The following is a 23,053-nucleotide window of genomic DNA, read 5'->3' on the forward strand; positions in this document are numbered from 1 at the left end:
TGTGTTTAAGCTCTCACAGTTTGGCCCGGGGGCATTGGTTGCTGCGGCTTTCATCGGCCCGGGTACTGTTGTAACGGCTTCTTTAGCTGGGGCAAACTTCGGCTATGCGCTGCTTTGGGCGTTGCTTTTTTCTATTGTCGCCTGCGTTGTTCTGCAGGAAATGTCCGCCCGAATTGGCTTAGTCACTCAAGCCGGTCTCGGCGAGAATCTGCGTAATAACTTAACTTCGGGTTGGCTTCGGTGGTTGGCACTTTTACTCGTCTTTAGTGCCATTGCGATTGGAAACAGTGTTTATCAGGGCGGAAACCTTTCCGGCGCCAGCCTCGGTGCAAGCGAGCTGCTGGGACCAATACCTCTGCTGGATGATTGGCTGAGTAACCCATGGGCGATCATTATCGGTATTATTGCTCTATTGATACTGTGGTCTGGCAATGCCCGAGTAATAGAAAAGGTACTCATTGGCATGGTGTTGCTGATGAGCGTTGCTTTTGTTGGAACGTTTCTATTAACAAACCCGGATTGGGGCGCCGTATTCGGCGGAGCCTTCGGTTTTTCGTTACCCACTGGGGCGACCTTGACGGTTGTGGCTTTAATCGGAACAACTGTTGTTCCCTATAATATCTTCCTACATGCTTCCAGTGTGTCTAAAAAGTGGCCGTCGGCTGAAGAGCTCCCCGCTGCCCGCAGGGATCTTTTCCTCTCGATACCTTTTGGTGGCCTTATTTCTATGGCAATTGTCGCGACAGCCGCCTCAGCGTTTTTCGGCCAACAGGTAACCATTGAAAGTGCGGGTGACTTGGCACAGTCCTTACAGCCTTTATTCGGAGATGCCGCAACTTACCTTATGGCCATTGGATTATTTGCCGCAGGTATCTCGTCGGCAACAACGGCTCCTTTAGCGAGTGCGTATGCGTTGTGTGGCATTATGGGCTGGTCGGTTAACCTACGAAGCAGAGCTTTCCGAACCGTTTGGTTGTCGATATTGGTGATAGGCATCATTATTTCTAGTGTCGGGATAAAGCCTGTAACGGTTATCTGGTTTGCTCAGGTGGCAAATGGGATTTTGTTGCCGGTTATTGTCGGGTTCCTTTGGTGGCTTTGCCAGAGTGCGGTGTTGGGAAAGTATCGTAATTCCTTGTTGCAGAATGTCTTAGCTGCTGCGGTTTTTATTACTTCAGTACTACTCAGCGGAAGAAGTTTAGGGGCTGCATTTGGTTTCTGGTAAAAGAAAGGCGACTTCCGTGTCGCCTTATGCAAAACCGTTGTTATTGGCTTGCGGCACCAACAAACTCCAATTCTTGTGGTTCGCTGGACGCTTCAATAGTTAGGTTTTCGGTTAAGAAAAAGCTGAGGTCGTCATCGGCCTCGGGATCATCCATTCCATTACAAGTGAGCGCTACGGTATAGTCACCAGCGGCAATAAAACCTAGTGAGAAGTCGTACGTATCAACACCATCAAAATAAACCGCCGTGCTGGCATAAGGCGCGTTTTCTTCAGTACCCCCATTATCTGCCAGAGTCGATGCTGCAAGGTCACTGCCTTCATACAGGTAAACATAGGCAACCGGTTCTTCAATATTTTCCGGCGCAACAGTACAGGCATCGTTAAAGAGCAATGCTCCCTCAGCCACGGTGCCTTTCAAGTGACCCACAGCCGAGTTATCAACCAACCGGACACCCCGGGGCTTAAGTATGTAGTGATCCTGGCCCACCGGGTTGGTCATGGAGTGGCGCAAGTCGAACTCGACCGTAAAGTTTAAATTGCCTCCGGCATCGGCAACGAAACCATCAAGTTTCAATTCATTAGAAGGCACTTCAACGTCTACTTTTTCTGCTTGTCCGTCGCCATTCGTATCGGTCATGACGTAAGAGCCTTCTGCCATGACTAGTCTTAACTGCCCATATTGACCTGCTTCAATTTCAGTATTCTCCAAAAAGGCCATGGATTCACTGCCTGTGAACTCAAGTAAATCGATACCAATGGTATTATCGATGGGCTGCCCTTCTGCATTTACGCAAAGGTCGTTTTCTGCTGGCGCTTCAATGTCTTCACCAACGGTAAAAGTGACTGGCCCATCACCATTTCCAATGAGCTCAACCGCATTAAAACACGCCACAACGGATTCAGCGTTATCGACGGGTGCATCGCTAATAGCTAAAGAGAATTGAGCGACACCGCTAGTATCATTACTGTCTGAGCCCCCGCAGGCAACGAGGCCTAACGTAGCCGCAGCCAATGTGGTTAACATTAATTTATTCATAGTGTACTTCCCTCTTACTTGCGAAACATTTTGAAATAAAATGACATAATTTATTACATGCGTCTAATTTATAGGGGCCCACGTTTTATATTCATAGCCATTTTACAAAAATTTTCATTGACAAAAATTTGAGATAGCTCTATATCGTCTTTGTCGCTTAGAGTGACAGACTTTTTGTTCGGTTTTAGTCTTTAAGGAAGGGCTTGCTCATGACCAAGATAACTCGTGAATTATTGTTAAGAAAACCGTTTAACGATTTTCGCAATTACCCCTATGGCTTTTCGCGATCCGGCGACTTTTCTATCCGCGAGAGTGATGCCCTCACTCATTACGGTTGCTTAATTTCAGCAATGTTGTCTGGCGAGTTTAAGCCGGTTTTAAAGGAAGATATTGAATTACTGGCTGCGAGCAGAGGTGAACAGGCACCGGTAACATTGGTTGAAAAAGTATGGGCAAAATATCAGGCGCGTATACATCGACCAAAGGTTGCCAGCATGTACGGGCGAGGGAAGTTTGCGGATGATTCTTTCAGTTCGGCGTCCGATACTGAAGATGACCTTATTGTTGAAGATTGATCTGGCGTAAACGTCTTGGTTTTTGACGGTGGCACATGTAGCAATGGCTGCCGTCGAACTCTTTGGCTTCTTTTTTGGCTTCGCTGGCTAATAACGCAACATCATGATGTGAGGAGCATTTTGACGGATCGGGTTGAACAACGCCAATGGCCAGGCCCAATAACGGATAGAAAACCGGTTTACCATCACGGGACAATGCTTTTATGCCGCCCATATCAATATGTTCCTGATGATAGAAGCGTTTAATTTCCTGCTCGAAGTCATTGATAATGTTGTCACAAAGTTGCTTAGTATGATGTCCGTCTTTAAAAACAGCGACAAAGTCATCCCCTCCAATATGCCCAACGAAATGCCCGTGTCTGAATAAGTGTTTTTGCAATATTTGTGCGAGCCACTTAATAATCTGATCTCCTTGTTCGTAGCCATAAATGTCGTTGTACGGCTTAAAATAGTTTAGATCGAAATAGGCTACGTGGAAGCCTCGAGAACGGGACAATTGTTCTTCTATAATTTGGTTGATAGCAACGTTGCCGGGCAGTTGGGTTAAAGGGTTAGCATGGCGCGCGTTATCGACTTTCAACTCTGTTATTTTGCGTAGTAAATTCTTAATCGATGCGACACCGTAATAAACGTCTTTGCGGGTAACAATGATGTGTTGGAAGACATCAACTTCATCATTGTCGGTAATGAGCTGACTGACTTCCTCAAGCGAGGTTTGCCAATCAACTAAAAGAGGCTGTTCATCCATAATATGAGAAACGGTTTTATTGGCATAGAGTGCATGACCATAGGAGCCGGAAAAAAACTCCATAATTTTCTCCCGACGAATAATGCCGACTACCCGTTTTTCATGAATAACGGGTAAGGAAGACAACGTTTTATCTTGGGTAAAAGTATCGAGCACCTCTGCCGAGCGAGTTTTAGCAGACACACAATGAATGGTGTCGACAACACTCGCTATAGTGCTTTGATAGTTTAGTGTAATGTGATGGTGCGGGACTAAAAACGAAGGGGGCACTTCCAAAACAGGTTTAGGGGTTGGCCTCCCAAGTAAAAAGCCTTGGCAATAACTGACGCCCATTGTCTGCAGCTGTTCAAGCTCATCGTCAGTTTCTACACCTTCAACAATAACTTTTGTACGCAGGCTTGTTGCCAGCGATAGAATACTTTGTACAAACTCTCTTTTTACTGATGATTTTTCAATAAAATGAATAAAATATCGGTCAATTTTCACATAATCAGGACGTAATTCAGACCAAAGTTTGAGTCCTGAATAGCCCGCCCCTAAGTCATCAATGGCTATCATAAACCCCAGTTTCTGATAATGAATAATGGCGTGTTTTAAGTTTTTGGTGTCTTCAATTGGATAGCGCTCAGAAATCTCGATAACAATTTGTTCTGGTGTTATGCCGAATTGCTGAGACAACCGTAGCGTTGATCCATGAGGGTGGCTGTCGTCTTGCAGGACGTTGGGGTTTACGTTGAGAAAAAGCTTTCCAAGCATCGCGTTTTTTTGAAACGCTTCCATTGCCGCAGAACGGCAGGCAAGCTCCAGTTCCGATAGTAACTGTGCTTCGCTGGCGAGAGAAAATAGACGATCCGGAAATTCTAGTGGGTGTCCTTTAGGTCCGCGAATAAGAGCCTCGTGGCCAATAACGGTGCCTCGGGAGGTGTCCATCACGGGCTGAAATAGAGGGTAGAGCTGCTTTGCCTGAATAAGGCTTAACAGCTCTTTAGTTAAATCAGGCTTTGACATGAAATCTCCTGTTACAGCACGACATAAAAGCTTAGTTTTATTTTATGACAGTGCTATGACAGGAGGTGACTATTTAACTTTCGCGTTTAATCGCCCGGTGGGCGATATCGGTACGATAGTAAGCGTCATTCCAGTCGATTTTATCGACTAGTTGATAAGCGAGTTGCTGTGCTTCGGTGACTGTTTTACCAAGGGCGGTACAGCATAGGACTCGGCCACCACTGGTAACAACATTGCCGTTATCCATTTTTGTGCCTGCATGGAAAACTTTTTGAGCTTCAAGTTCTGTTTCAGGCAGGCCACGAATAACGTCACCTTTTTTGTAGCTTTCCGGATAACCACCTGCTGCCATAACGACACCAACCGCAGCGCGTTCATCAAAATCGATCGGAGCCTGATTAAGCTTGCCTTCTATTGCTTGTTGGCAGAGCTCAACCAAATCAGACTTTAAACGCATCATAATGGGTTGGGTTTCCGGATCGCCAAAACGGCAGTTGTATTCCAACACTTTCGATGTGCCGTCTTCTGCAATCATCAAGCCTGCGTACAGAAAGCCTTTATAAGGGGCGCCTTCGGCAGCCATTCCTTCGACCGTCGGTTTTATTACATGACGCATGACCCAGTCATGAATAGCCGGAGAAACCACAGGAGCCGGGGAATAGGCTCCCATTCCTCCGGTATTTGGTCCTTTGTCACCATTGTCGCGCGCTTTATGGTCCTGACTTGAAGCAAAAGGTATTGCATGTTCGCCATCTACCATAACGATAAAAGACGCTTCTTCGCCCGTTAGAAACTCTTCTATCACCACACGGTGCCCGGCATCGCCAAAGCGGTTACCGGCCAGCATGTCATCAATAGCGGCATTGGCCTGCTCAATGGATTCGGCAATGATGACGCCCTTGCCTGCTGCGAGGCCATCCGCCTTAATGACAATAGGGACACCTTTTTGAGCGACATACGCTTTCGCAGCATCAACTTCAATGAAATTTTGGTAGTCGGCGGTAGGAATGTTGTGCCGTTGCAGGAAGTCCTTACTGAAGGCTTTTGAACCCTCTAACTGTGCTGCTTTAGCGGTTGGGCCAAAAGCGGCCAATCCAGCGTCGCTAAAGCGATCAACAATACCGGAAACCAATGGTGCTTCCGGGCCTATGATAGTAAGCCCGATCTCTTTGCTTTTGGCAAAGTCCAGGAGACCGTCAATATCCTCGGCATCAATAGCGATATTCGTTAGGCAAGATTCACGCTCAGTACCTGCATTACCGGGTGCAACATAAACGCAGTCAACTTGTTTTGATTGCGCTGCTTTCCACGCCAGAGCGTGCTCACGGCCACCGCCGCCAACGACCAATACTTTCATAAGGTTAGCTTTGTCCTGTTAGTCTGTAACGGGTTTTCGAAACTTCAGGGTGAAACGATCGCTTTCACCAATGGCTTCATATTTTTTTCTGTTCTCATCGCCCAAAGCGAGAGTGGGGGGTAAAGTCCAGACGCCCTTAGGGTGATCTGCCGTATCTGCCGGGTTTGCATTAATTTCGCTACTGGCTACAAATTCAAATCCGGCTTGCTCAGCTAAATCGATAACCCAGCTTTCTTTCACATAGCCTGAGTCTTTATAAGCTTCAGCGTCGGCTGACTCGGGTAAACGGTGGTCAACGATGCCCAGCAACCCGTTAGGCGTCAAAGTTTGATAGAACTGACGGAATGCTTCCCGCACACCTTTTTCACCTTCTTGCATATACCAGTTGTGCAAGTTTCGGAACGTAAGTACGCGATCAGCACTTCGGGCCGGCGCTATTTCTGTGTCTCTTCCCGGAGCGAATTCGGTCAAAACCACGTTACCATAAAGTGGGTTAGTGGAGATCTTGTCTTTGAATTTATCTAACGAGTTCTGATAATAATCGCTGCCTGAGTTTTCTGGAAAGTGCGCTGCATACAGCTGGCCTTCTTCTGCCAGATACGGCGCGAGTATTTCAGTGTACCAACCACCACCGGGCCAGACTTCTACCACCGTCATCGTCGGGTCAAGCTCAAAAAACTTTAACGTTTCTTTAGGATTGCGGAATTCATCACGGGCCACATATTTGTCAGTACGCGACTCATGATTAACAGCTGCTTCTAGAGAGTCCGCCTCGGGGGCTGGTGAGCAGGCGCTAAGAATACCGACTAATGTTAGGGCAGAAACGGATGTGATTATCTTCTTCATGCTATTACCTGTCGAGTTGAGAACTAGCCTATAAGACTAGCCCTCAAACGTTACTGACGCAATGCTGCACTTTATGCCTAGTGACGGAAATGTCTCATGCCGGTAAATACCATCGCAATACCGTGTTCATTGGCGGCTGCAATGATCTCTTCGTCACGAATGGAACCACCCGGCTGAATAATGGCGGTAATACCCGCTTCCGCTGCGGCATCAATACCATCACGGAATGGGAAGAACGCATCGGACGCCATGACTGAGCCTGGCACAGTCAGATTCTCGTCCGCGGCTTTAATGCCAGCAATTTTGGCACTGTAGACACGGCTCATTTGGCCTGCGCCAACGCCAACGGTCATGCCGTCTTTGGCATAGACAATGGCATTAGATTTAACAAACTTAGCCACCTTCCAACAGAACAATAAATCGGTCATCTGTGCGTCGGTTGGTTGTTTTTCAGTCACCACCTTCAGGTCACCCTTGATGAAATCCTGATCGTCGGTAGCTTGTACTAATAAGCCGCCATTAACGCGCTTATAATCAAGCTGTTTAAGGGTCTCCGACCATTCACCACACTCCAGTAAACGGACGTTCTTCTTACCCGCTACGGCAGCTTTGGCGTCTTGACTAACGCGAGGAGCAATGATGACCTCAACAAATTGACGTTCGACAATGGCTTTGGCGGTCGCTTCATCCAGTTCGCGGTTAAAAGCAATAATACCGCCGAAGGCAGAGGTTGGGTCGGTTTTAAAGGCCCGGTCATAAGCCTCAGTAATTGATTGGCCTATAGCCACGCCACAAGGGTTCGCATGTTTAACAATAACGCAGGCAGGCTCTTCAAAGCTCTTAACGCATTCCAGAGCAGCGTCAGTGTCGGCTATGTTGTTGAAGGAGAGGGCTTTGCCTTGAATCTGAGTAGCGCTTGAAACCGTGCCTTTGGGGGCATTTCGTTCTGTATAGAAGGCAGCTGACTGGTGCGAGTTTTCCCCATAGCGTAAGTCCTGCTTCTTGGAGACTTGCAGGTTTAACGTGCGTGCAAAGTCGTTATCGCTGAGCTCTGCACCAAGGTAGTTTGCGATCATGCCGTCGTACTGCGCGGTATGTTCAAACGCCGCTACTGCCAAATCAAAACGAGTACTGTGACTAACGCCATTCTGCTCCTCGATTTCAGTAAGCACGCGCTGATAGTCCGCTGAATTAACGACAATGGTAACGTCTTTGTGGTTTTTCGCTGCGGCGCGAACCATCGTTGGTCCACCAATATCAATATTTTCAATGGCGTCCTCTAAACTACAGCCTTCTTTAGCCACAGTTTCAGCAAAGGGGTACAGGTTAACAACAACCATGTCGATAGGCGCTATATTCTGCTCTTGCATGACTGCCTGGTCGACATCGCGGCGACCAAGAATGCCTCCATGAACCTTCGGGTGCAGGGTTTTGACCCGCCCGCCCATAATCTCTTCCTGACCGGTATGTTCAGAAACATCAATAACCGATAAGCCAGAATCACGAAGCAGTTTGGCAGTGCCGCCTGTAGAGAGAATTTCAACATTCTTTTTAGCCAAAGCTTGAGCGAATTCAACAATACCGGTTTTATCAGAAACACTGATTAAAGCGCGTTGGATGGGACGAGTTTCCATTGTTTTGCCTTTCTATACTCAGTTAACTTAGGGGGAGGTCAATAAAAAAAGGGCGCCAAAAGGCGCCCGGAAAACGTTTTAATTCATGCCGTATTTTTTCAGCTTTTTGCGTAAAGTGCCGCGGTTAATTCCTAACATGGTTGCGGCGCGGGTTTGATTACCCCGTGTATAAGTCATGACTTCTTCAAGTAATGGTGCTTCCACTTCGGATAGCACTAACTCATACAATTCTTCAGGATCCTGACCATCAAGCTGGCGCAGGAAGCTATTCAGCGCTTGCTTTACGGAATCACGCAGTGGTTTTGGCTGTGCGTTATTGCCGATAGTGGTCAGGGGAGATACGTTCTCACGACTAGGGTTTTGATCAAACATAATACGCTTATCTCTTCTCTACAGTGACAAAATAATCTTCAAGTGCCTTAAGTTGCTCGCTGGCGTCCTCAAGACGATTAAATGTTTGCCTGAATTCATCATTGCTGGCTTTTTCTTTTAAATACCAACCAACGTGTTTTCTGGCGATTCTGACACCTTGGTAACTGCCGTAAAATTCGTGCAGATTGCCAACGTGATGAATAACGGTCTTAGCCACTTCTGTTAATGATGGCGGGTCTAGCGTTTCTCCTGTTGAGAGAAAATGCGCTATTTCCCGAAACAGCCAGGGATTACCCTGTGCACCACGACCTATCATAATGGCATCAGCTCCGGTGTACTCTAAAACCTCCAGCGCCTGCAGCGGGGTGCGAATATCACCATTTGCAACAACTGGGATCGAAACGGCTTCTTTAATTGCCTTTATCGTGTCGTATTCCGCGTTGCCTTTATACATGCAGGCACGGGTACGACCGTGAATAGCAAGTGATTGAATACCACAACGTTCTGCCAGCTGTGCTATATCAATACCGTTTTTATGGTCAGGATCCCAACCGGTTCTGGTTTTTAGTGTTACCGGAACATCGACAGCTGCAACCACAGCTGCCAGTATTTCTTCTACTAACCCGGGGTGCTGCATGAGCGCCGAGCCAGCTAATTTTTTATTTACCTTTTTCGCCGGGCAGCCCATATTGATATCAATAATCTGGGCACCCATGCTGACGTTCACGCGCGCTGCTTCGGCCATTAACTCTGGCTCAGAGCCCGCTATTTGGACAGCGCGAATGCCCAGCTCTCCCGAATGATCCATGCGTTGCCTGGATTTATCGGTCTGCCATACCTTTGGGTTACTGGACAGCATTTCTGATACTGTCAGTCCAGCCCCTGTGCTGTAACACAGCTGACGAAAAGGCTGGTCAGTAACTCCTGCCATGGGAGCTAATATGACCTGATTGTCGAGTTGATATGGACCAATCCGCATCGGTTAAAAACTACGCAGCGAAAGGGTGAGGAATTTTAGGGAATTTGCGCAATAAAGAAAAGGCTATTTATTACGCAATTTGAGTCTTTTTTTGATTTTTTACTATTGACAAAGCGTACGCTTGTTAACCAACACGCGTACCGCTGAGCATTGCCCAGTCGCCGTCTATAGTCGGGGAGTCGAACTCGATGTAAGGCTGGTAAGCTTTTATAACGCCATCTATTTGTTGCTCCAGTATACCGGACAAAACCAGTTGTCCACCGGGGGCAACAAAGCCGAGTATCGTGTCAGCGAGTTCACGTAGTGGACCGGCAAGTACATTGGCTAAAACCAGATCGACTTGTTCTTTAGGCTGTTGAGCTGGCAGGTGAAGGCTAAATTTATCGCCCACGTGATTACGTTCAGCATTATCTTTTGTCGCAATCAGCGCCTGCTGGTCAATATCAATGCCGATGACGTGTTCTGCATTAAACAATAACGCGGCAATGCCTAAAATACCTGAGCCACAGCCAAAGTCGACAACCGTTTTACCTGTCGGTGGGTGGGCGTCTATCCAACGCAAGCACATGGCTGTTGTTGGATGCGTTCCGGTACCAAAAGCCATACCGGGATCAAGCAAAATGTTAACCGCATCGGGCTCTGGTATCTCTCGCCAGCTGGGACAAATCCATAATTTTTCGCCAAACCGAATGGGGTGAAAGTTATCCATCCATTCGCGTTCCCAGTCTTTGTCTTCCAGAGCGTCAACTTTGTATTGCAGATCGTCAGCAAAGAGCTTCGATTTTTTCAGATTGGCAATAACCGATTTGATGTCAGTTTCTGCATCAAACAAGCCTGTAGCCAGAGTGTGCTCCCATAAAATGACATCCCCGGGACGAGGCTCAAAAATAGGGGTGTCGGCACCATCACGGTAAGTTACTGCTTTGGCGTCGTTGGCCATGAGCATGTCCCCCACTTGGGGAGCATGCTCTTCGCTACAGGAAAGGGTGAGTTGGATCCAAGGCATTAATTAATGCCCGCCTATACCGAGTTTCTTCTCAAGATAGTGAATATTGGTACCGCCGTGCTGGAAGTTCTCATCGGCCATGATGCTCTTCTGCAGAGGCACGTTGGTCTTAATATTCTCAATGATCAGTTCGCTTAAGGCATTGCGCATACGGGCAATTGCAATATCTCGGTTTTCGCCGTAAGTGATTAGCTTACCAATCATCGAATCATAGTTCGGTGGTACTTTGTAATCCGCGTAAACGTGCGAATCCCAGCGAACGCCGAAACCACCTGGCGAATGGAAACGAGTGATAGCACCGGGTGACGGTGTAAAGGTTTCCGGATCTTCGGCGTTAATACGGCACTCAATAGCGTGTCCCCGAATAACAACGTCTTCCTGGCTAATCGATAGCTGGCGACCGGCGGCAATGCGCAATTGCTCTTTAATCAAATCGATGCCGGTGACCATTTCAGTAACCGGATGTTCAACCTGAATACGGGTATTCATTTCAATGAAGTAGAATTCACCGTTTTCATATAAAAACTCGAACGTACCGGCACCGCGGTAACCCAGTTCTACGCACGCTTTGGCACAGCGCTCGCCAATGAACTTACGCATTTCCGGGGTAATGCCAGGAGCCGGCGCTTCTTCAACCACTTTCTGGTGGCGACGTTGCATAGAGCAGTCTCGTTCACCTAAATGGATGGCGTTGCCTTGCCCGTCGGCCAATACCTGAATTTCGACATGGCGTGGGTTCTCAAGAAATTTCTCCATATAAACAACAGGGTTACCGAAGGCTGCGCGTGCTTCGTTCTGGGTCATAGTAATGGAGTTCAGTAATTCACTTTCGTTACGCACAACGCGCATACCACGGCCACCGCCGCCGCCGGCTGCTTTAATAATGATGGGATAGCCAATACGCTTCGCAAGCTTCTTATTCCGCTCGTCGTCGTCGTCCAACGGGCCGTCTGAGCCGGGAACACAAGGAACGCCGGTTTTTTTCATCGCTTTTATGGCTGATACTTTATCGCCCATAAGACGAATAAGATCGGGCGTTGGCCCTACGAAGATAAACCCTGACTGCTCAACCTGTTCCGCAAAATCGGCATTCTCTGCCAAAAAGCCGTAACCAGGATGAATGGCCGCGGCATCGGTGATTTCAGCTGCGCTGATAATACGCGGTATATTTAGGTAGCTTTCGTTCGCTGGCGCTTTACCAATGCAAATGGCTTCGTCAGCAAGTAAAACGTGCTTAAGGTTTCTATCAACCGTCGAATGAACTGCCACTGTTTTAATGCCGAGCTCTTTACAGGCTCGCAGTATGCGCAGTGCAATTTCGCCACGGTTGGCAATGACCACTTTATCTAACATGACAAATTCCTGCGGTTACTTTATTCGATGATAAACAGTGGCTGATCAAACTCAACCGGCTCTTCGTTATCTACTAAAATCTGTTTAACGACACCGGATTTGTCAGCTTCAATCTGGTTCATCATTTTCATGGCTTCGATAATGCAGAGGGTTTCACCTGCATTCACTTGAGAGCCAACGGTAACAAAAGGTTTTGCATCCGGTGATGGCGATTCGTAGAACGTACCCACCATAGGCGAACGCACAACATGGCCGCTCACTTCTTCGCTGGCTGGTTCTGCAGGTGCGGCTGGTTGGCTGGCAGGAGCTGCTTGTTGCGGCGCCTGTTGAGGCTGTGGCGCGTATTGCATTGGCGCAGGTTGCGCACTATAACGGTTGATCCGAACGGACTCTTCACCTTCGGTAATTTCCAGTTCAGCAACGCCAGATTCTTCAACGAGTTCTATCAGTTTCTTAATTTTTCGGATATCCATGCTAACGTCTACCTTTAGTTATCTGTGTTTTTCAATGTTGTTAATGCTGCTTGTAATGCGTATTCATAACTGCGGGCACCAAGCCCGCAGATAACGCCGTCTGCAATATCCGCCAAATAAGAATGATGGCGGAAATTCTCACGACGATAAATATTGGAAAGGTGTACTTCGATAAAAGGAATTTTCACGGCTAATAAGGCATCTCGCAGTGCCACACTGGTGTGCGCATAGGCAGCTGGATTAATCACAATGTAGTCGACCGATTCTTTGGCTGCTTGTTGGATCCAGTCAATTAACTGGTGCTCGGCATTCGATTGGCGAAAGTTAAGCGCCGCTGAGTGTTGTTGAGCAATAGACTTTAACGATTGAGCAATGTCGTCCAGGCTCTGATTGCCATAAACTTCAGGCTCACGCTGTCCCAGTAAGTTTAGGTTCGGGCCATTAAGCACTAATATTTTAAAACGTTCTGCCATTGTGCTGCCATTTGCTGTGAAGTTGCGGTAACTATTAAAAGTGACCACAACTTTCAGTTTCGGTTCCTATAACAACAGTATTATAGGGAAAAAAAGCAAGATTGCAGCACTTTACTGGTCTTATCAGCGCATTTAGGCACAAGTTTAATCGGAAATTATCTTTTCCAGGTGCTTTTGGAAGTCTTCAGCTTCCATGAAGCCTGTCACCCGATACTCAGGGCGTTCGCGACCTTTAGGATCAAAGAACAAAATAGTAGGTAAACCAAGTACCTTATATCGGCTTAGAATATCGACGTCCTGGGCATTATTTTGGGTAACATCCGCCTGAATAAGCTTGAATTGCTTAAATTGGGCCTGAACACCACTATCGGAAAAGGTGTACTGCTCAAACTCTTTGCAGGCAACACACCAGTCCGCGTATAAATCGAGCATAACCCAGCCATCGGTGGCTGCTATTTGTTGGCGTATTTCGCTCACATTACTGACCTGAGTGAAAAGCCCATGACTTTGTTGCTCCAGCTGCGCCTTATTCACTTGCCAATAACTTCCCGCAGTGGCCAGAGCGGCAAATAGAATGATAGCAATGACTTTTGGCGTTGTCCGAACGGACTGGCTGATAGCAACGGCCAGTGATACCGCGGCAAGTATGAAGTAGAAAATCCATAGCCACATGCTAACGCTGGTAGGAAGTATGCGTTCTACCAAGAATAAGCTGACCGCTAATAGTAACCAGCCGAAGAACTGTTTGACTACGATCATCCAGGCTCCGGCTTTGGGCAGCAGTTTGCCCCCACTCAGGCCAAATAAAATAAGCGGCACCCCCATCCCCAGACTAAGGGCATACAGAATAGCCGCACCGCTAACGATATCGCCGGATTGCGCGATAAAAAGCAGTGCACCGGATAAGGGGGCGGTAGTGCAGGGCGAAGCCACCAGACCGGAAATGGCACCGATAATGAAAACACCGACAACATTTCCCCCGCTTTGTTGACCACTTAAGCGCTGTAGCTTCGACTGCCAGCTAATGGGCAACTGTAAGGTAAAGGCGCCAAGCATACTGAGCGCAAAGAGCGCGAACAATATAGCAAGAACAATGAGTACGGCCGGGTGCTGGAAGTAGGCCTGATACTGCATGCCTGCCGATGCAACCACCAGCCCTAACAAAGAGTAAGTGATGGCCATACCCTGTACGTATATAAACGATAGCCACAGCGTGTTTTTCCAGGTGCGCTCACGGTTGCCCAGCACAACGCCGGATAAAATGGGGTACATAGGAAACACGCAAGGGGTAAACGCTAAGCCTATACCCAAAGCAAAAAAGAGCAACAACGTAATGATTAAACTTTGCTCGCCTATACCGAACAGGCTATTTCCGGAACTCGTCTGCGCCGCTTCTGTATCGTGGGCATCCTTATTCGTGGGTATTATTACCTGCTTTTCTGTTGGTGGGTAACAAAGCCCTGCATCTGCGCAACCTTGGTAATGGATGGAGATGCTATCGCCTGAGAAAGAAGGTTCCAGAGTAAAGGACCACTCTACGTATTGGCGATAAACTACCGATTCTCCAAAAAACTCATCGGTATGTGATTCGCCTTCTGGTAGCTGCAATACCGATTTAACTGCGTTCGCGGGCACCACCTTGAATCGATGTTGGTAGAGGTAGTAGTCGGGAGCTATGACCCAGCTAACAGTGACCTGGTTTCCATTGACCTCACTGCTGAAATCAAAGGCTTGATCAACAGGTAAGAACTTGTTGTTGCTTTGAAAGGGGTTCGATTGTGCTCCCTGAACTGGCGAAATTGCAGCAAAGAGCAGAGAGATAAGTGAGAGAGCCGCAATCAGTCTTTTTATCATTTAACTGAGTCCTGTAGCCACGTCAGATAATCAGGCAAACCATCTTCAATATTGATACTTATTAGCTCTGGCGAATCATAAGGATGAATAGCGCTGATCTTGTTTTTGATGTCATCAAAACGCTCGGCCGTTGATTTTATCAGCATGAGCCATTCCTGGTCTTCATGTATTTGCCCCTGCCATGAGTAAACGGATGTCATATTAGGCACTATATTGACACAAGCCACGAGCCTTTTTTCAACTAACGTGCGAGCAATGGCCGTTGCCGAGTCATGACTGTCCGTGGTGCATAAAATTAACTGTGGATTTTGAGCCATGTTGTCTCCTGCCATTTTTGTCCTGATAGTGCCGATGAGTTTTTGCAAATTACCATAAAAATTTTTGCGCTTCCCCCTTGATAACAAAAATTCCTCCCCCATTTAATGAGCACAACAATTTATACACGCCCTTAGGGGTACTAACCACTAACAACAATAGGTTGAGGAGTTATCAACAATGAAACTTCGTCCTTTACACGATCGAGTCATTATCAAACGCACCGAAGTTGAAGCAAAATCGGCTGGCGGCATTGTTCTGACTGGTTCTGCGGCAGAAAAATCAACTCGCGGTGAAATTGTAGCCGTAGGCAAAGGCCGCATCCTGGATAACGGTGAGGTACGTGCACTTGATGTAAAAGCGGGTGACAAAGTGCTGTTCAATGAAGGCTACGGCGTTAAAACCGAGAAAATTGACGGTGAAGAGTACTTGATCATGAGCGAAAGCGACATTCTGGCTGTTGAAGAATAAAACGCTAGAACCGCTTACTGCACAACCGACTAAACGAATTTAATGAGGAACGCAAAAATGACAGCTAAAGAAGTTAAGTTTGGTAACACAGCACGTCAAAAAATGTTGAAAGGCGTGAACATTCTTGCTGATTCAGTCAAAGTGACATTGGGCCCTAAAGGCCGCAACGTTGTTTTAGATAAATCTTATGGCTCGCCTGTTATCACCAAAGATGGTGTTTCTGTCGCGAAAGAAATCGAACTGGAAGATAAGTTCGAAAATATGGGCGCGCAGATGGTTAAAGAAGTAGCGTCTAAAGCGAATGACGAAGCTGGCGACGGTACCACTACTGCAACCGTTCTGGCACAAGCCATTGTTAATGAAGGTCTGAAGTCGGTAGCCGCTGGTATGAACCCGATGGATCTCAAACGTGGTATCGATAAAGCCGTTATTGCTGCTGTTGAAGAATTGAAAAAAATCTCTCAGCCTTGTGCCGACAGCAAAGCCATTGCGCAGGTAGCGACTATCTCTGCAAACGCAGACCACACCATTGGCGAGATCATTGCTAAAGCGATGGACAAAGTAGGCCAAGAAGGTGTTATTACCGTTGAAGAAGGTCAGGCACTGATTGACGAGTTGGACGTGGTTGAAGGTATGCAGTTTGACCGCGGCTATTTGTCACCTTACTTCATTAACAATCAGGAAAGTGGTTCAGTAGAATTAGACAACCCATTCATCCTTCTGATTGATAAGAAAATCTCTAATATCCGTGAATTACTGCCGGTATTAGAAGGCGTTTCTAAAGCGGGTAAGCCTCTGCTTATTATCGCTGAAGATGTTGAAGGTGAAGCGCTGGCGACTCTGGTTGTGAACAACATGCGTGGCATTGTCAAAGTTGCTGCCGTTAAAGCGCCAGGTTTCGGTGACCGTCGTAAAGCTATGCTGCAGGACATTGCTGTTCTGACTGGCGGTACGGTAGTTTCTGAAGAAATCGGTATGGAGCTGGAAAAAACTCAGCTAGAAGATTTAGGTACAGCGAAGCGCGTTGTTATTACTAAAGACAACACCACAGTTGTTGATGGTAACGGTGACGACAAAGCGATTGATGGTCGTGTTAACCAAATCAAACAGCAGATGGAAGACACCACGTCAGACTACGATCGCGAAAAACTGCAAGAGCGTCTGGCGAAATTGGCCGGTGGCGTTGCAGTGATCAAAGTCGGTGCTGCTACTGAAATGGAAATGAAAGAGAAAAAAGCGCGTGTTGAAGATGCATTGCATGCAACTCGTGCTGCTGTTGAAGAAGGTGTTGTACCTGGCGGTGGTGTTGCTCTGGTTCGCGCGGCTAGCCAACTGTCAGAACTGCGTGGTGACAACGAAGAGCAGAACGTAGGTATTCGTTTAGCATTACGTGCGATGGAAGCACCTCTGCGTCAAATCGCGATGAACGCTGGCGCTGAAGGTTCTGTTGTCGCGAACAACGTTCGTGGCGGTAAAGGTAACTACGGTTACAACGCGGGTAACGATACTTACGGCGATATGCTGGAAATGGGCATCTTGGATCCAACCAAGGTCACTCGTTCCGCACTTCAGTTCGCAGCTTCAGTTGGCGCACTGATGATTACCACCGAAGCAATGATTGCTGACATTCCACAAGATGACAATGCTGGCGGAATGCCTGGCGGCGACATGGGTGGAATGGGCGGTATGGGCGGCATGATGTGATGCCCCGGAGCACCGTTTGATAAAGGGAGCCGTTATGGCTCCCTTTTTTTATGGAATTTTTTTGGCTTACTGTGTTCTAACATCAAGATGGCAACCTTGGCGATTGTATGGGAGGAAAATAGCATGCGTGTTCAAGGCTTATTGGGAACTGCTTTATTGGCTTTTAGCGTTACAGCGTTAGCCGGTACGGCTGAAGTTTCCTGGAAAGATGTTGATAGTTATACTGATATTCGTCCGGCCAGTGGCTTGAAGGATCGCTATCAGCAAAAGGTGATGGATCAACTGACAGAACACTTTCAGGGGTTGGCGGCAAAACTTCCGGACGATCAAAAGTTGGAAGTTACCGTGACCAATGTCGATTTAACGGGTCGCGTTGAGCCTACTTTCGGACGTTCAAGTTCAAATTATGTCCGAATTGTCCGTGAAATTGATTTCCCTAGTATGGAATTCAATTATCGTTTAGTGAATAACGCGGGCGATGTTTTAAAGGAAGGCCAGGCTAATGTGCAAAACATGAGTTTTAATTACGACAGCCTGGCGTCAAGAGTGCGCCGGAACGACTTGTATTTTGAAGAGCAGATGATAACGCGTTGGTTCGAAAAAACGCTGATCAGCCAGCCTGACGAATAAGCTTTAGACGAGCAAGAGTTTCAGTCATCAACTGCAATTGTTGTACTAGTAATTGTAATTGTTGCTCGTCTTCTTTGTCTTGCTGCCACTTTTCAAAATTGGCAACAATTTCATTAAGGTAGGGCTGAAACCGGTTGCCTGTGCTTTCAAAAACTGTTTGTTCGGCGAAAACCCCCTGAAACTTAGCTTTACCTTGTTGGCGTAAGTCATCGAGGTATTGGTCTGCATCAATCACTTGGCGATACAGCTGTTGTAGGTGTTCTTGTAGTTTATTTTCTACACTTTCGAGATTATCGCTCATAATCAATCCTTTATTAATTAGTGCCGTCTGGCATGATAGCGGTTTTACTAAGCTCGCCCGCCTGCTCTCTTACAAGGCGCGGAACCAGGAACCCCGGTAACTCGTGAGTCATTTGTTGCCATAAGCTTTGCGCTATTTGGTCACTGACAGCGAAGTGGCTTGCGCCGTCCACTTTATCGAGTTGATGCAAATAATAAGGTATAACTTTCGCGCTAAATAACGTTTCACTCAGTTCGGTAAGTGCTGTTAAATTATCGTTGATACCTTTTAATAAGACGCTTTGATTCAGCAAGTGAATACCCGCACGATGCCAGTCAGCTAAAGTCGTTGCGAGCTCCGATGACACTTCATTAGCATGGTTTGCGTGTAAAACCAGTATGCTTTGTAAACGACTGCTACTCAGTCGTTCTTTGAGCTCGGTTGTCAGGCGAGAGGGTATCACGACTGGCAGCCGACTATGAATACGTAAACGAGTCAGTTGGGGTAATGTTTCGAGTTCTCCAATGAGATCGTTAAGGCGTCTGTCGTTCGCCATTAAAGGATCACCACCGCTAAGAATCACTTCGTTCACTTCCGGGTGCCGCTTGATGTACTCGAGCGTTTCGCCCTGCTGGCGCTTGCTAAAAGCCAGTTCGTCGTAGGGAAAGTGACGACGGAAGCAATAGCGGCAATTGACAGCACACCCCCCCTGCAGTATTAAAAGCACACGACTTTTGTATTTATGCAGTACCCCATTTACAGGTCCCTGTTGTTCTTGCAATGGATCGGAACTGTAGCCCGGAGCGGAATCAAATTCGTTACGTAAAGGAAGTACTTGAAGTAGCAACGGATCGTAGCGGTTTCCCATTTGCATCTGGGCTACGAAAGGTTTGGGGACGCGCATTGTAAAAAGCTTTCTGGCTTCGCTGTCCGCTGTAAATAGAGATGGGTCTAGCTTGAGCGCGCGCAGCAAATCGTCTGGCCGGGTATAGGCTTGTTTCAGCTCCAACTGCCAGTCAGGGCGCTCATTTACCGAAATGGAATACGCTGACTCGGACACCATGCCTCCGTTACTGCTGCAAATACTCTATATTTTACCTGAAAAAAGTCGCTATTTGTTTTATTATTGCGCGCAAATGATCAGGCGTTTATAAAGGAAAGTCTTATTATGGCGAATTACAGTACGAGTGAATTTAAAGGCGGTTTAAAGATAATGCAGGACGGCGAGCCATGCTCGATCGTTGAGAATGAAATGGTTAAGCCGGGCAAAGGTCAGGCGTTTAACCGTGTCAAAATTCGCAAATTAATCAGTGGTAAGGTGGTCGAAAAAACATTTAAGTCGGGTGAGTCTGTTGAAGGTGCCGATGTTATTGAGCTTGAGCTGTCCTACTTGTATAACGATGGCGAGTTCTGGCACTTTATGAACAATGAAACCTTTGAACAGGTTCCCGCGGATGAAAAGGCCGTTGGCGAGGCTGAAAAATGGTTGGTTGAACAAGATGTTTGTACTCTAACTCTATGGGAAGGGAAGCCAATTAATGTTCAGCCGCCTAACTTTGTTGAGCTAGAAATTACTGAAACAGACCCGGGCCTCAAAGGTGATACAGCGGGCACGGGTGGTAAACCTGCAACCTTGAGTACGGGAGCGGTTGTTCGTGTTCCACTGTTTGTGCAAATTGGCGAGATCATCAAAGTCGATACTCGTTCAGGTGAATACGTTTCGCGGGTACAAAAGTAAGTATGACGACTCACTGGCGACCCACAGCCGATTGGTCAGTGCTTGTTAAACGCGCTGAATTAATGCGGCAGGTTCGCCAGTTTTTTTATGAAAGGCAGGTAACCGAAGTCGACACTCATCTGTTGTCACAATTTGGCGTAACAGATTGTCACTTGAATAATTTAACCACTGAATTTAAATATCCTTTACCCTCGGGTAATAAAACGCTGTATCTTCAGACTTCTCCTGAGTACGCAATGAAACGGGTTCTTGCTGCGTACCACCGAGATATCTATCAGCTGAGTCATGTGGTTCGTGACGACGAAATCGGGCGCTTTCATAATCCCGAATTTACCCTCCTTGAATGGTACCGAGTTGGATATGATGATAGACAGCTTATAGCTGAAGTTTCAGCGCTACTCACTGAGCTTTGTGGTGCCCCAGAAGTACAAGTCGTAACTTATCAGCAAAGCTTCATTGACGGTCTAGGCTTTGATCCACTGACAAAGACTGGTGTTAGCAAAATTAAGCAGTACTTGATAGAACAGCCCGCTTTGTCGGAATGGATGCTCACAGAAACCGATGAAGACACAATTCTGCAAGTTGCATTTTCATCGTTTATTGAAAACCAGTTTCCTCTTGATACACCGGTTTGTGTGACAGAGTTTCCGCGATCGCAAGCGGCTTTGGCAAAGATAGATCAAGATGACCCCCGTGTGGCCAGGCGTTTTGAATTCTACTATCGTGGTGTTGAGCTCGCCAACGGCTATCATGAACTCACTGATCCCGTTGAACAGAGGGATCGCTTTGAAAAAGACAATCAATGGAGAAAGCAGCAAGATCTTCCTGTTCGACCTGAAGATACTCGGTTGTTGGCAGCTTTAGAGTCAGGCCTGCCTTCTTGCTCTGGTGTTGCGCTGGGTTTTGATAGACTGTTGATGATTGTCTGTGAAGCTAATTCAATAACTGAAGTCCTGCCTTTTTCCATTGATACCGCGTAAATCTGGAATAGCTTAAAATTTTTTCTGATTGCCCTTGGTTATTCTCTCCGTATGTTATAATATAACAGGTAAGATTTTCAGATAGGGTCATACCGAATATGTCAGCAGCAGCCCCTAAAAATTTGGATAAAGCGGGTATCTGGATCACCACAGTCTGTGCGATTCATTGCTTGTTGCTGCCTGTCATTCTGCCACTTCTAGCGCTTGCTGGCTTTGCCTTTATTGGTGAAGACTTACTCGAAAACTCAATTTTAGGGCTAAGTGTTGTTGTCGGACTTTGGTCTTTGGTTGGTGGCGCCCGTCGCCATGGAAAGTGGTGGTTACTGGCCTTTTTGATCGCCGGAGCCGCTATTTACTCTCAGCGCGATATATTGGGCCCGTGGGGAGAGCCCGTTATTATTTTAGTTGGTGCTGGCCTTATTATTTATGCTCACTTATCAAATCTCCGTTTAAATCGAAAGTTCAATTTCTCTGCCGTTGCAGAATAACGAGCTTAACGTTAATTTTTCTTTTCCATGACAACACCCGTTTCAATATGATCCGTGTAGGGAAATTGATCAAACATAGCAGCAGCAGTCACTTTGTGACTACCAGACAACGCCTCAATATTCTCTATTAAAGTCGTTGGGTTACAGGAAATGTAAACAATTCTTTGATATTGAGATACTAACTTCACTGTATCTGTATCGAGTCCAGCTCTGGGCGGGTCGACCAATACGGTTTTACAGTCAAAGCTATGAATATCGGCATCGGCTGCCCTTCTAGATTTAAGTTCACCACTTAAAGCCGCAGTAAATTCTTCTGCAGACATGCGTACAACGGTAACATTGTTAATACCGTTCAACTCTGCGTTTTCGCGAGCCGCCGCTACAGAGCTTTTGCTAATCTCAGTGGCTAATACACGATTAAAGTTTTCTGCCAGAGGTAGGGTAAAGTTGCCGTTGCCACAGTACAGTTCTAATAGGTCATGCGAATTATTGCCAACATGGTGTTTTGCCCAGCTGATCATTTTTTGGTTTATGACTGCATTGGGCTGGGTGAAGCTGTTCTCAGTTTGCAAAGATAAATAGCTCTTGCCATCAACCCTAACTTCTTCTGTAACGCTCTCTTTATATAAAACTCGTTTTTGCTTACGAGCTCTTCCTATCACTTCAACCTCAGCAATAGAGGCTAAAGCGTCATGAAGTTTTGTGGCTTCCTTTTCCCATTCATCGTCCAAAGGGCGATGGTAGAGCAAAGAGATTATGGCTTCGTCTGTGGTTGTTGTCAGAAAATCTACCTGGAACAGTTTGCGGCGTAAAATATCATTAGGCCTTACTAAGGTCATGAGCTCTTTCATTAACCGGTTAATCAGCAGACTGCCCGGTATGAACTCATCCATGCGAATTTTTTCTCGCGTTTCAGGGTTAAACATAATGTAGTACAGGTCGTCACCCTCATGCCAAACCCGAAACTCTGCACGCATCCGGTAGTGGCTCGAGGGTGACTCAAACACCTCGACCTCGTCGATATGAAAAGGACGAAACATCTCTTTTACTCTGTCAGCTTTCTGCGCAAGTTGTTTTGGGTATTCAGAGGTGTCGATTCGTTTGTAAGTCATTATTAAGTTACGCCGTATTTGCCGATAATTAGTCAGGGTTCTATTTTACGCATCAACGCGTTTATGTGCCAATGTCCTTTATTTATGTTGGATTTGATCACATTTGCTGAAACTTTACGCAGTCAGTAAAGAAACAGTTAAAAAGGCAGGAAAAGCGCTTGACGGGGCGAGATAAATCTCTAAAATGCGCTCCACGTTCGAGGCAGGCAACGAAGCCGCCAAAAACAGACGTTTTCTAAAAAATCTTTTTTCAAAAAAGTATTGACGGAAAACACACGGTGTGTAGAATACGCACCTCTCGCAGCCAAGGCTGCTGAGAAACGCTCTTTAACAATTATATCAAGCCAAGCAAACTGTGTGGGCACTTGCAGAAGTAAGCAAACAGAAATATTTGTA

At 46.7% G+C, this 23,053-nt stretch carries 25 protein-coding genes; 8 read left to right on the forward strand and 17 right to left on the reverse strand.

The features are described from left to right. Position 1: 1 nt before the first annotated feature. Positions 2-1,225 (forward strand): Nramp family divalent metal transporter, encoded by a 1,224-nt coding sequence (locus tag RBK99_RS10450; RefSeq protein ID WP_317504548.1) that lies wholly within the window; start codon positions 2-4, stop codon positions 1,223-1,225. Positions 1,226-1,265: 40 nt separating this feature from the next. On the opposite strand, the gene RBK99_RS10455 is transcribed toward RBK99_RS10450, so the two are convergent. Next, a complete protein-coding gene (locus RBK99_RS10455) occupies positions 1,266-2,261 on the reverse strand; it encodes a DUF4382 domain-containing protein (protein ID WP_317504549.1) in 996 nt (331 codons plus the stop codon). A gap of 209 nt (positions 2,262-2,470) precedes the next feature. On the opposite strand from RBK99_RS10455, the gene RBK99_RS10460 reads away from it, so the two are divergent. Then, positions 2,471-2,836, forward strand: coding sequence for a MaoP family protein (locus tag RBK99_RS10460; protein WP_317504550.1), 366 nt, complete (start codon positions 2,471-2,473; stop codon positions 2,834-2,836). Here the strand turns inward: RBK99_RS10460 and RBK99_RS10465 are convergent. The 12 genes from RBK99_RS10465 to cutA form a co-directional block, all read right to left on the reverse strand. Further along, complete coding sequence (locus tag RBK99_RS10465; RefSeq protein ID WP_317504551.1) at positions 2,820-4,592, reverse strand: bifunctional diguanylate cyclase/phosphodiesterase; 1,773 nt, start codon at positions 4,590-4,592, stop codon at positions 2,820-2,822. The two genes, RBK99_RS10460 and RBK99_RS10465, sit on opposite strands and share 17 nt — an antisense overlap. 73 nt (positions 4,593-4,665) lie before the next feature. Beyond that, on the reverse strand, positions 4,666-5,949 hold the full coding sequence (purD, locus tag RBK99_RS10470) for a phosphoribosylamine--glycine ligase (RefSeq protein ID WP_317504552.1): 1,284 nt from the start codon (positions 5,947-5,949) through the stop codon (positions 4,666-4,668). Positions 5,950-5,967: 18 nt separating this feature from the next. After that, positions 5,968-6,795 carry a class I SAM-dependent methyltransferase gene (locus RBK99_RS10475; protein ID WP_317504553.1) on the reverse strand — a complete coding sequence of 276 codons (828 nt, stop codon included), beginning with the start codon at positions 6,793-6,795 and terminating at the stop codon, positions 5,968-5,970. 77 nt (positions 6,796-6,872) lie between these two features. After that, positions 6,873-8,429, reverse strand: a complete 1,557-nt coding sequence (gene purH, locus RBK99_RS10480) for a bifunctional phosphoribosylaminoimidazolecarboxamide formyltransferase/IMP cyclohydrolase (protein WP_317504554.1) — start codon at positions 8,427-8,429, stop codon at positions 6,873-6,875. A 78-nt stretch (positions 8,430-8,507) separates the two neighbouring features. After that, positions 8,508-8,801 (reverse strand): DNA-binding transcriptional regulator Fis, encoded by a 294-nt coding sequence (gene fis / locus RBK99_RS10485; protein WP_011235515.1) that lies wholly within the window; start codon positions 8,799-8,801, stop codon positions 8,508-8,510. A 7-nt stretch (positions 8,802-8,808) separates the two neighbouring features. After that, entirely contained in the window at positions 8,809-9,780 is a 972-nt protein-coding gene (gene dusB, locus RBK99_RS10490) for a tRNA dihydrouridine synthase DusB (protein ID WP_317504555.1), read from the reverse strand. A 124-nt stretch (positions 9,781-9,904) separates the two neighbouring features. Then, a complete protein-coding gene (prmA, locus tag RBK99_RS10495) occupies positions 9,905-10,786 on the reverse strand; it encodes a 50S ribosomal protein L11 methyltransferase (RefSeq protein ID WP_317504556.1) in 882 nt (293 codons plus the stop codon). Positions 10,787-10,789: 3 nt separating this feature from the next. Next, positions 10,790-12,139: an acetyl-CoA carboxylase biotin carboxylase subunit gene (gene accC, locus RBK99_RS10500; RefSeq protein WP_317504557.1), complete on the reverse strand. Its 1,350-nt coding sequence runs from the start codon at positions 12,137-12,139 to the stop codon at positions 10,790-10,792. A 20-nt stretch (positions 12,140-12,159) separates the two neighbouring features. After that, positions 12,160-12,612 (reverse strand): acetyl-CoA carboxylase biotin carboxyl carrier protein, encoded by a 453-nt coding sequence (accB, locus tag RBK99_RS10505; protein WP_317504558.1) that lies wholly within the window; start codon positions 12,610-12,612, stop codon positions 12,160-12,162. 14 nt (positions 12,613-12,626) lie between these two features. Beyond that, positions 12,627-13,085 (reverse strand): type II 3-dehydroquinate dehydratase, encoded by a 459-nt coding sequence (aroQ, locus tag RBK99_RS10510; RefSeq protein WP_317504559.1) that lies wholly within the window; start codon positions 13,083-13,085, stop codon positions 12,627-12,629. A gap of 144 nt (positions 13,086-13,229) precedes the next feature. Then, positions 13,230-14,939: a protein-disulfide reductase DsbD gene (locus RBK99_RS10515; RefSeq protein ID WP_317504560.1), complete on the reverse strand. Its 1,710-nt coding sequence runs from the start codon at positions 14,937-14,939 to the stop codon at positions 13,230-13,232. Further along, positions 14,936-15,256, reverse strand: a complete 321-nt coding sequence (gene cutA / locus RBK99_RS10520; protein WP_317504561.1) for a divalent-cation tolerance protein CutA — start codon at positions 15,254-15,256, stop codon at positions 14,936-14,938. The genes RBK99_RS10515 and cutA overlap by 4 nt, the downstream gene beginning before the upstream one ends. A gap of 178 nt (positions 15,257-15,434) precedes the next feature. On the opposite strand from cutA, the gene RBK99_RS10525 reads away from it, so the two are divergent. The 3 genes from RBK99_RS10525 (at position 15,435) to RBK99_RS10535 (ending at position 18,059) form a co-directional block, all read left to right on the forward strand. Further along, positions 15,435-15,725: a co-chaperone GroES gene (locus RBK99_RS10525; RefSeq protein WP_011235507.1), complete on the forward strand. Its 291-nt coding sequence runs from the start codon at positions 15,435-15,437 to the stop codon at positions 15,723-15,725. 57 nt (positions 15,726-15,782) lie between these two features. Further along, a complete protein-coding gene (groL, locus tag RBK99_RS10530) occupies positions 15,783-17,429 on the forward strand; it encodes a chaperonin GroEL (protein WP_317504562.1) in 1,647 nt (548 codons plus the stop codon). Positions 17,430-17,552: 123 nt separating this feature from the next. Continuing rightward, a complete protein-coding gene (locus RBK99_RS10535; RefSeq protein WP_317504563.1) occupies positions 17,553-18,059 on the forward strand; it encodes a DUF3016 domain-containing protein in 507 nt (168 codons plus the stop codon). Here the strand turns inward: RBK99_RS10535 and RBK99_RS10540 are convergent. Together RBK99_RS10540 and epmB are read right to left on the reverse strand one after the other, a co-directional pair. Next, on the reverse strand, positions 18,040-18,360 hold the full coding sequence (locus RBK99_RS10540) for a hypothetical protein (RefSeq protein ID WP_317504564.1): 321 nt from the start codon (positions 18,358-18,360) through the stop codon (positions 18,040-18,042). The genes RBK99_RS10535 and RBK99_RS10540 overlap by 20 nt on opposite strands. Before the next feature lie 13 nt (positions 18,361-18,373). Continuing rightward, complete coding sequence (epmB, locus tag RBK99_RS10545) at positions 18,374-19,402, reverse strand: EF-P beta-lysylation protein EpmB (protein WP_317504565.1); 1,029 nt, start codon at positions 19,400-19,402, stop codon at positions 18,374-18,376. 105 nt (positions 19,403-19,507) lie between these two features. On the opposite strand from epmB, the gene efp reads away from it, so the two are divergent. From efp to RBK99_RS10560, 3 genes are all read left to right on the forward strand, one after another. After that, entirely contained in the window at positions 19,508-20,077 is a 570-nt protein-coding gene (efp, locus tag RBK99_RS10550; protein ID WP_317504566.1) for an elongation factor P, read from the forward strand. Positions 20,078-20,079: 2 nt separating this feature from the next. Continuing rightward, the gene (gene epmA / locus RBK99_RS10555) at positions 20,080-21,057 is read left to right on the forward strand and encodes an elongation factor P--(R)-beta-lysine ligase (RefSeq protein ID WP_317504567.1); all 978 of its coding nucleotides are present in this window, start codon (positions 20,080-20,082) and stop codon (positions 21,055-21,057) included. A gap of 98 nt (positions 21,058-21,155) precedes the next feature. Continuing rightward, the gene (locus RBK99_RS10560; RefSeq protein WP_317504568.1) at positions 21,156-21,545 is read left to right on the forward strand and encodes a MerC domain-containing protein; all 390 of its coding nucleotides are present in this window, start codon (positions 21,156-21,158) and stop codon (positions 21,543-21,545) included. 11 nt (positions 21,546-21,556) lie between these two features. Here RBK99_RS10560 and trmA read toward each other — a convergent pair whose 3' ends face one another. Next, positions 21,557-22,657 (reverse strand): tRNA (uridine(54)-C5)-methyltransferase TrmA, encoded by a 1,101-nt coding sequence (gene trmA, locus RBK99_RS10565; RefSeq protein WP_317504569.1) that lies wholly within the window; start codon positions 22,655-22,657, stop codon positions 21,557-21,559. 179 nt (positions 22,658-22,836) lie between these two features. Continuing rightward, positions 22,837-23,053: hypothetical protein (locus RBK99_RS10570; protein WP_317504570.1), on the reverse strand; the 217-nt coding region annotated here is incomplete at its 5' end.

It is taken from the genome of Idiomarina solivarensis, from assembly GCF_033052755.1.
Classification (GTDB): Bacteria; Pseudomonadota; Gammaproteobacteria; order Enterobacterales; family Alteromonadaceae; genus Idiomarina.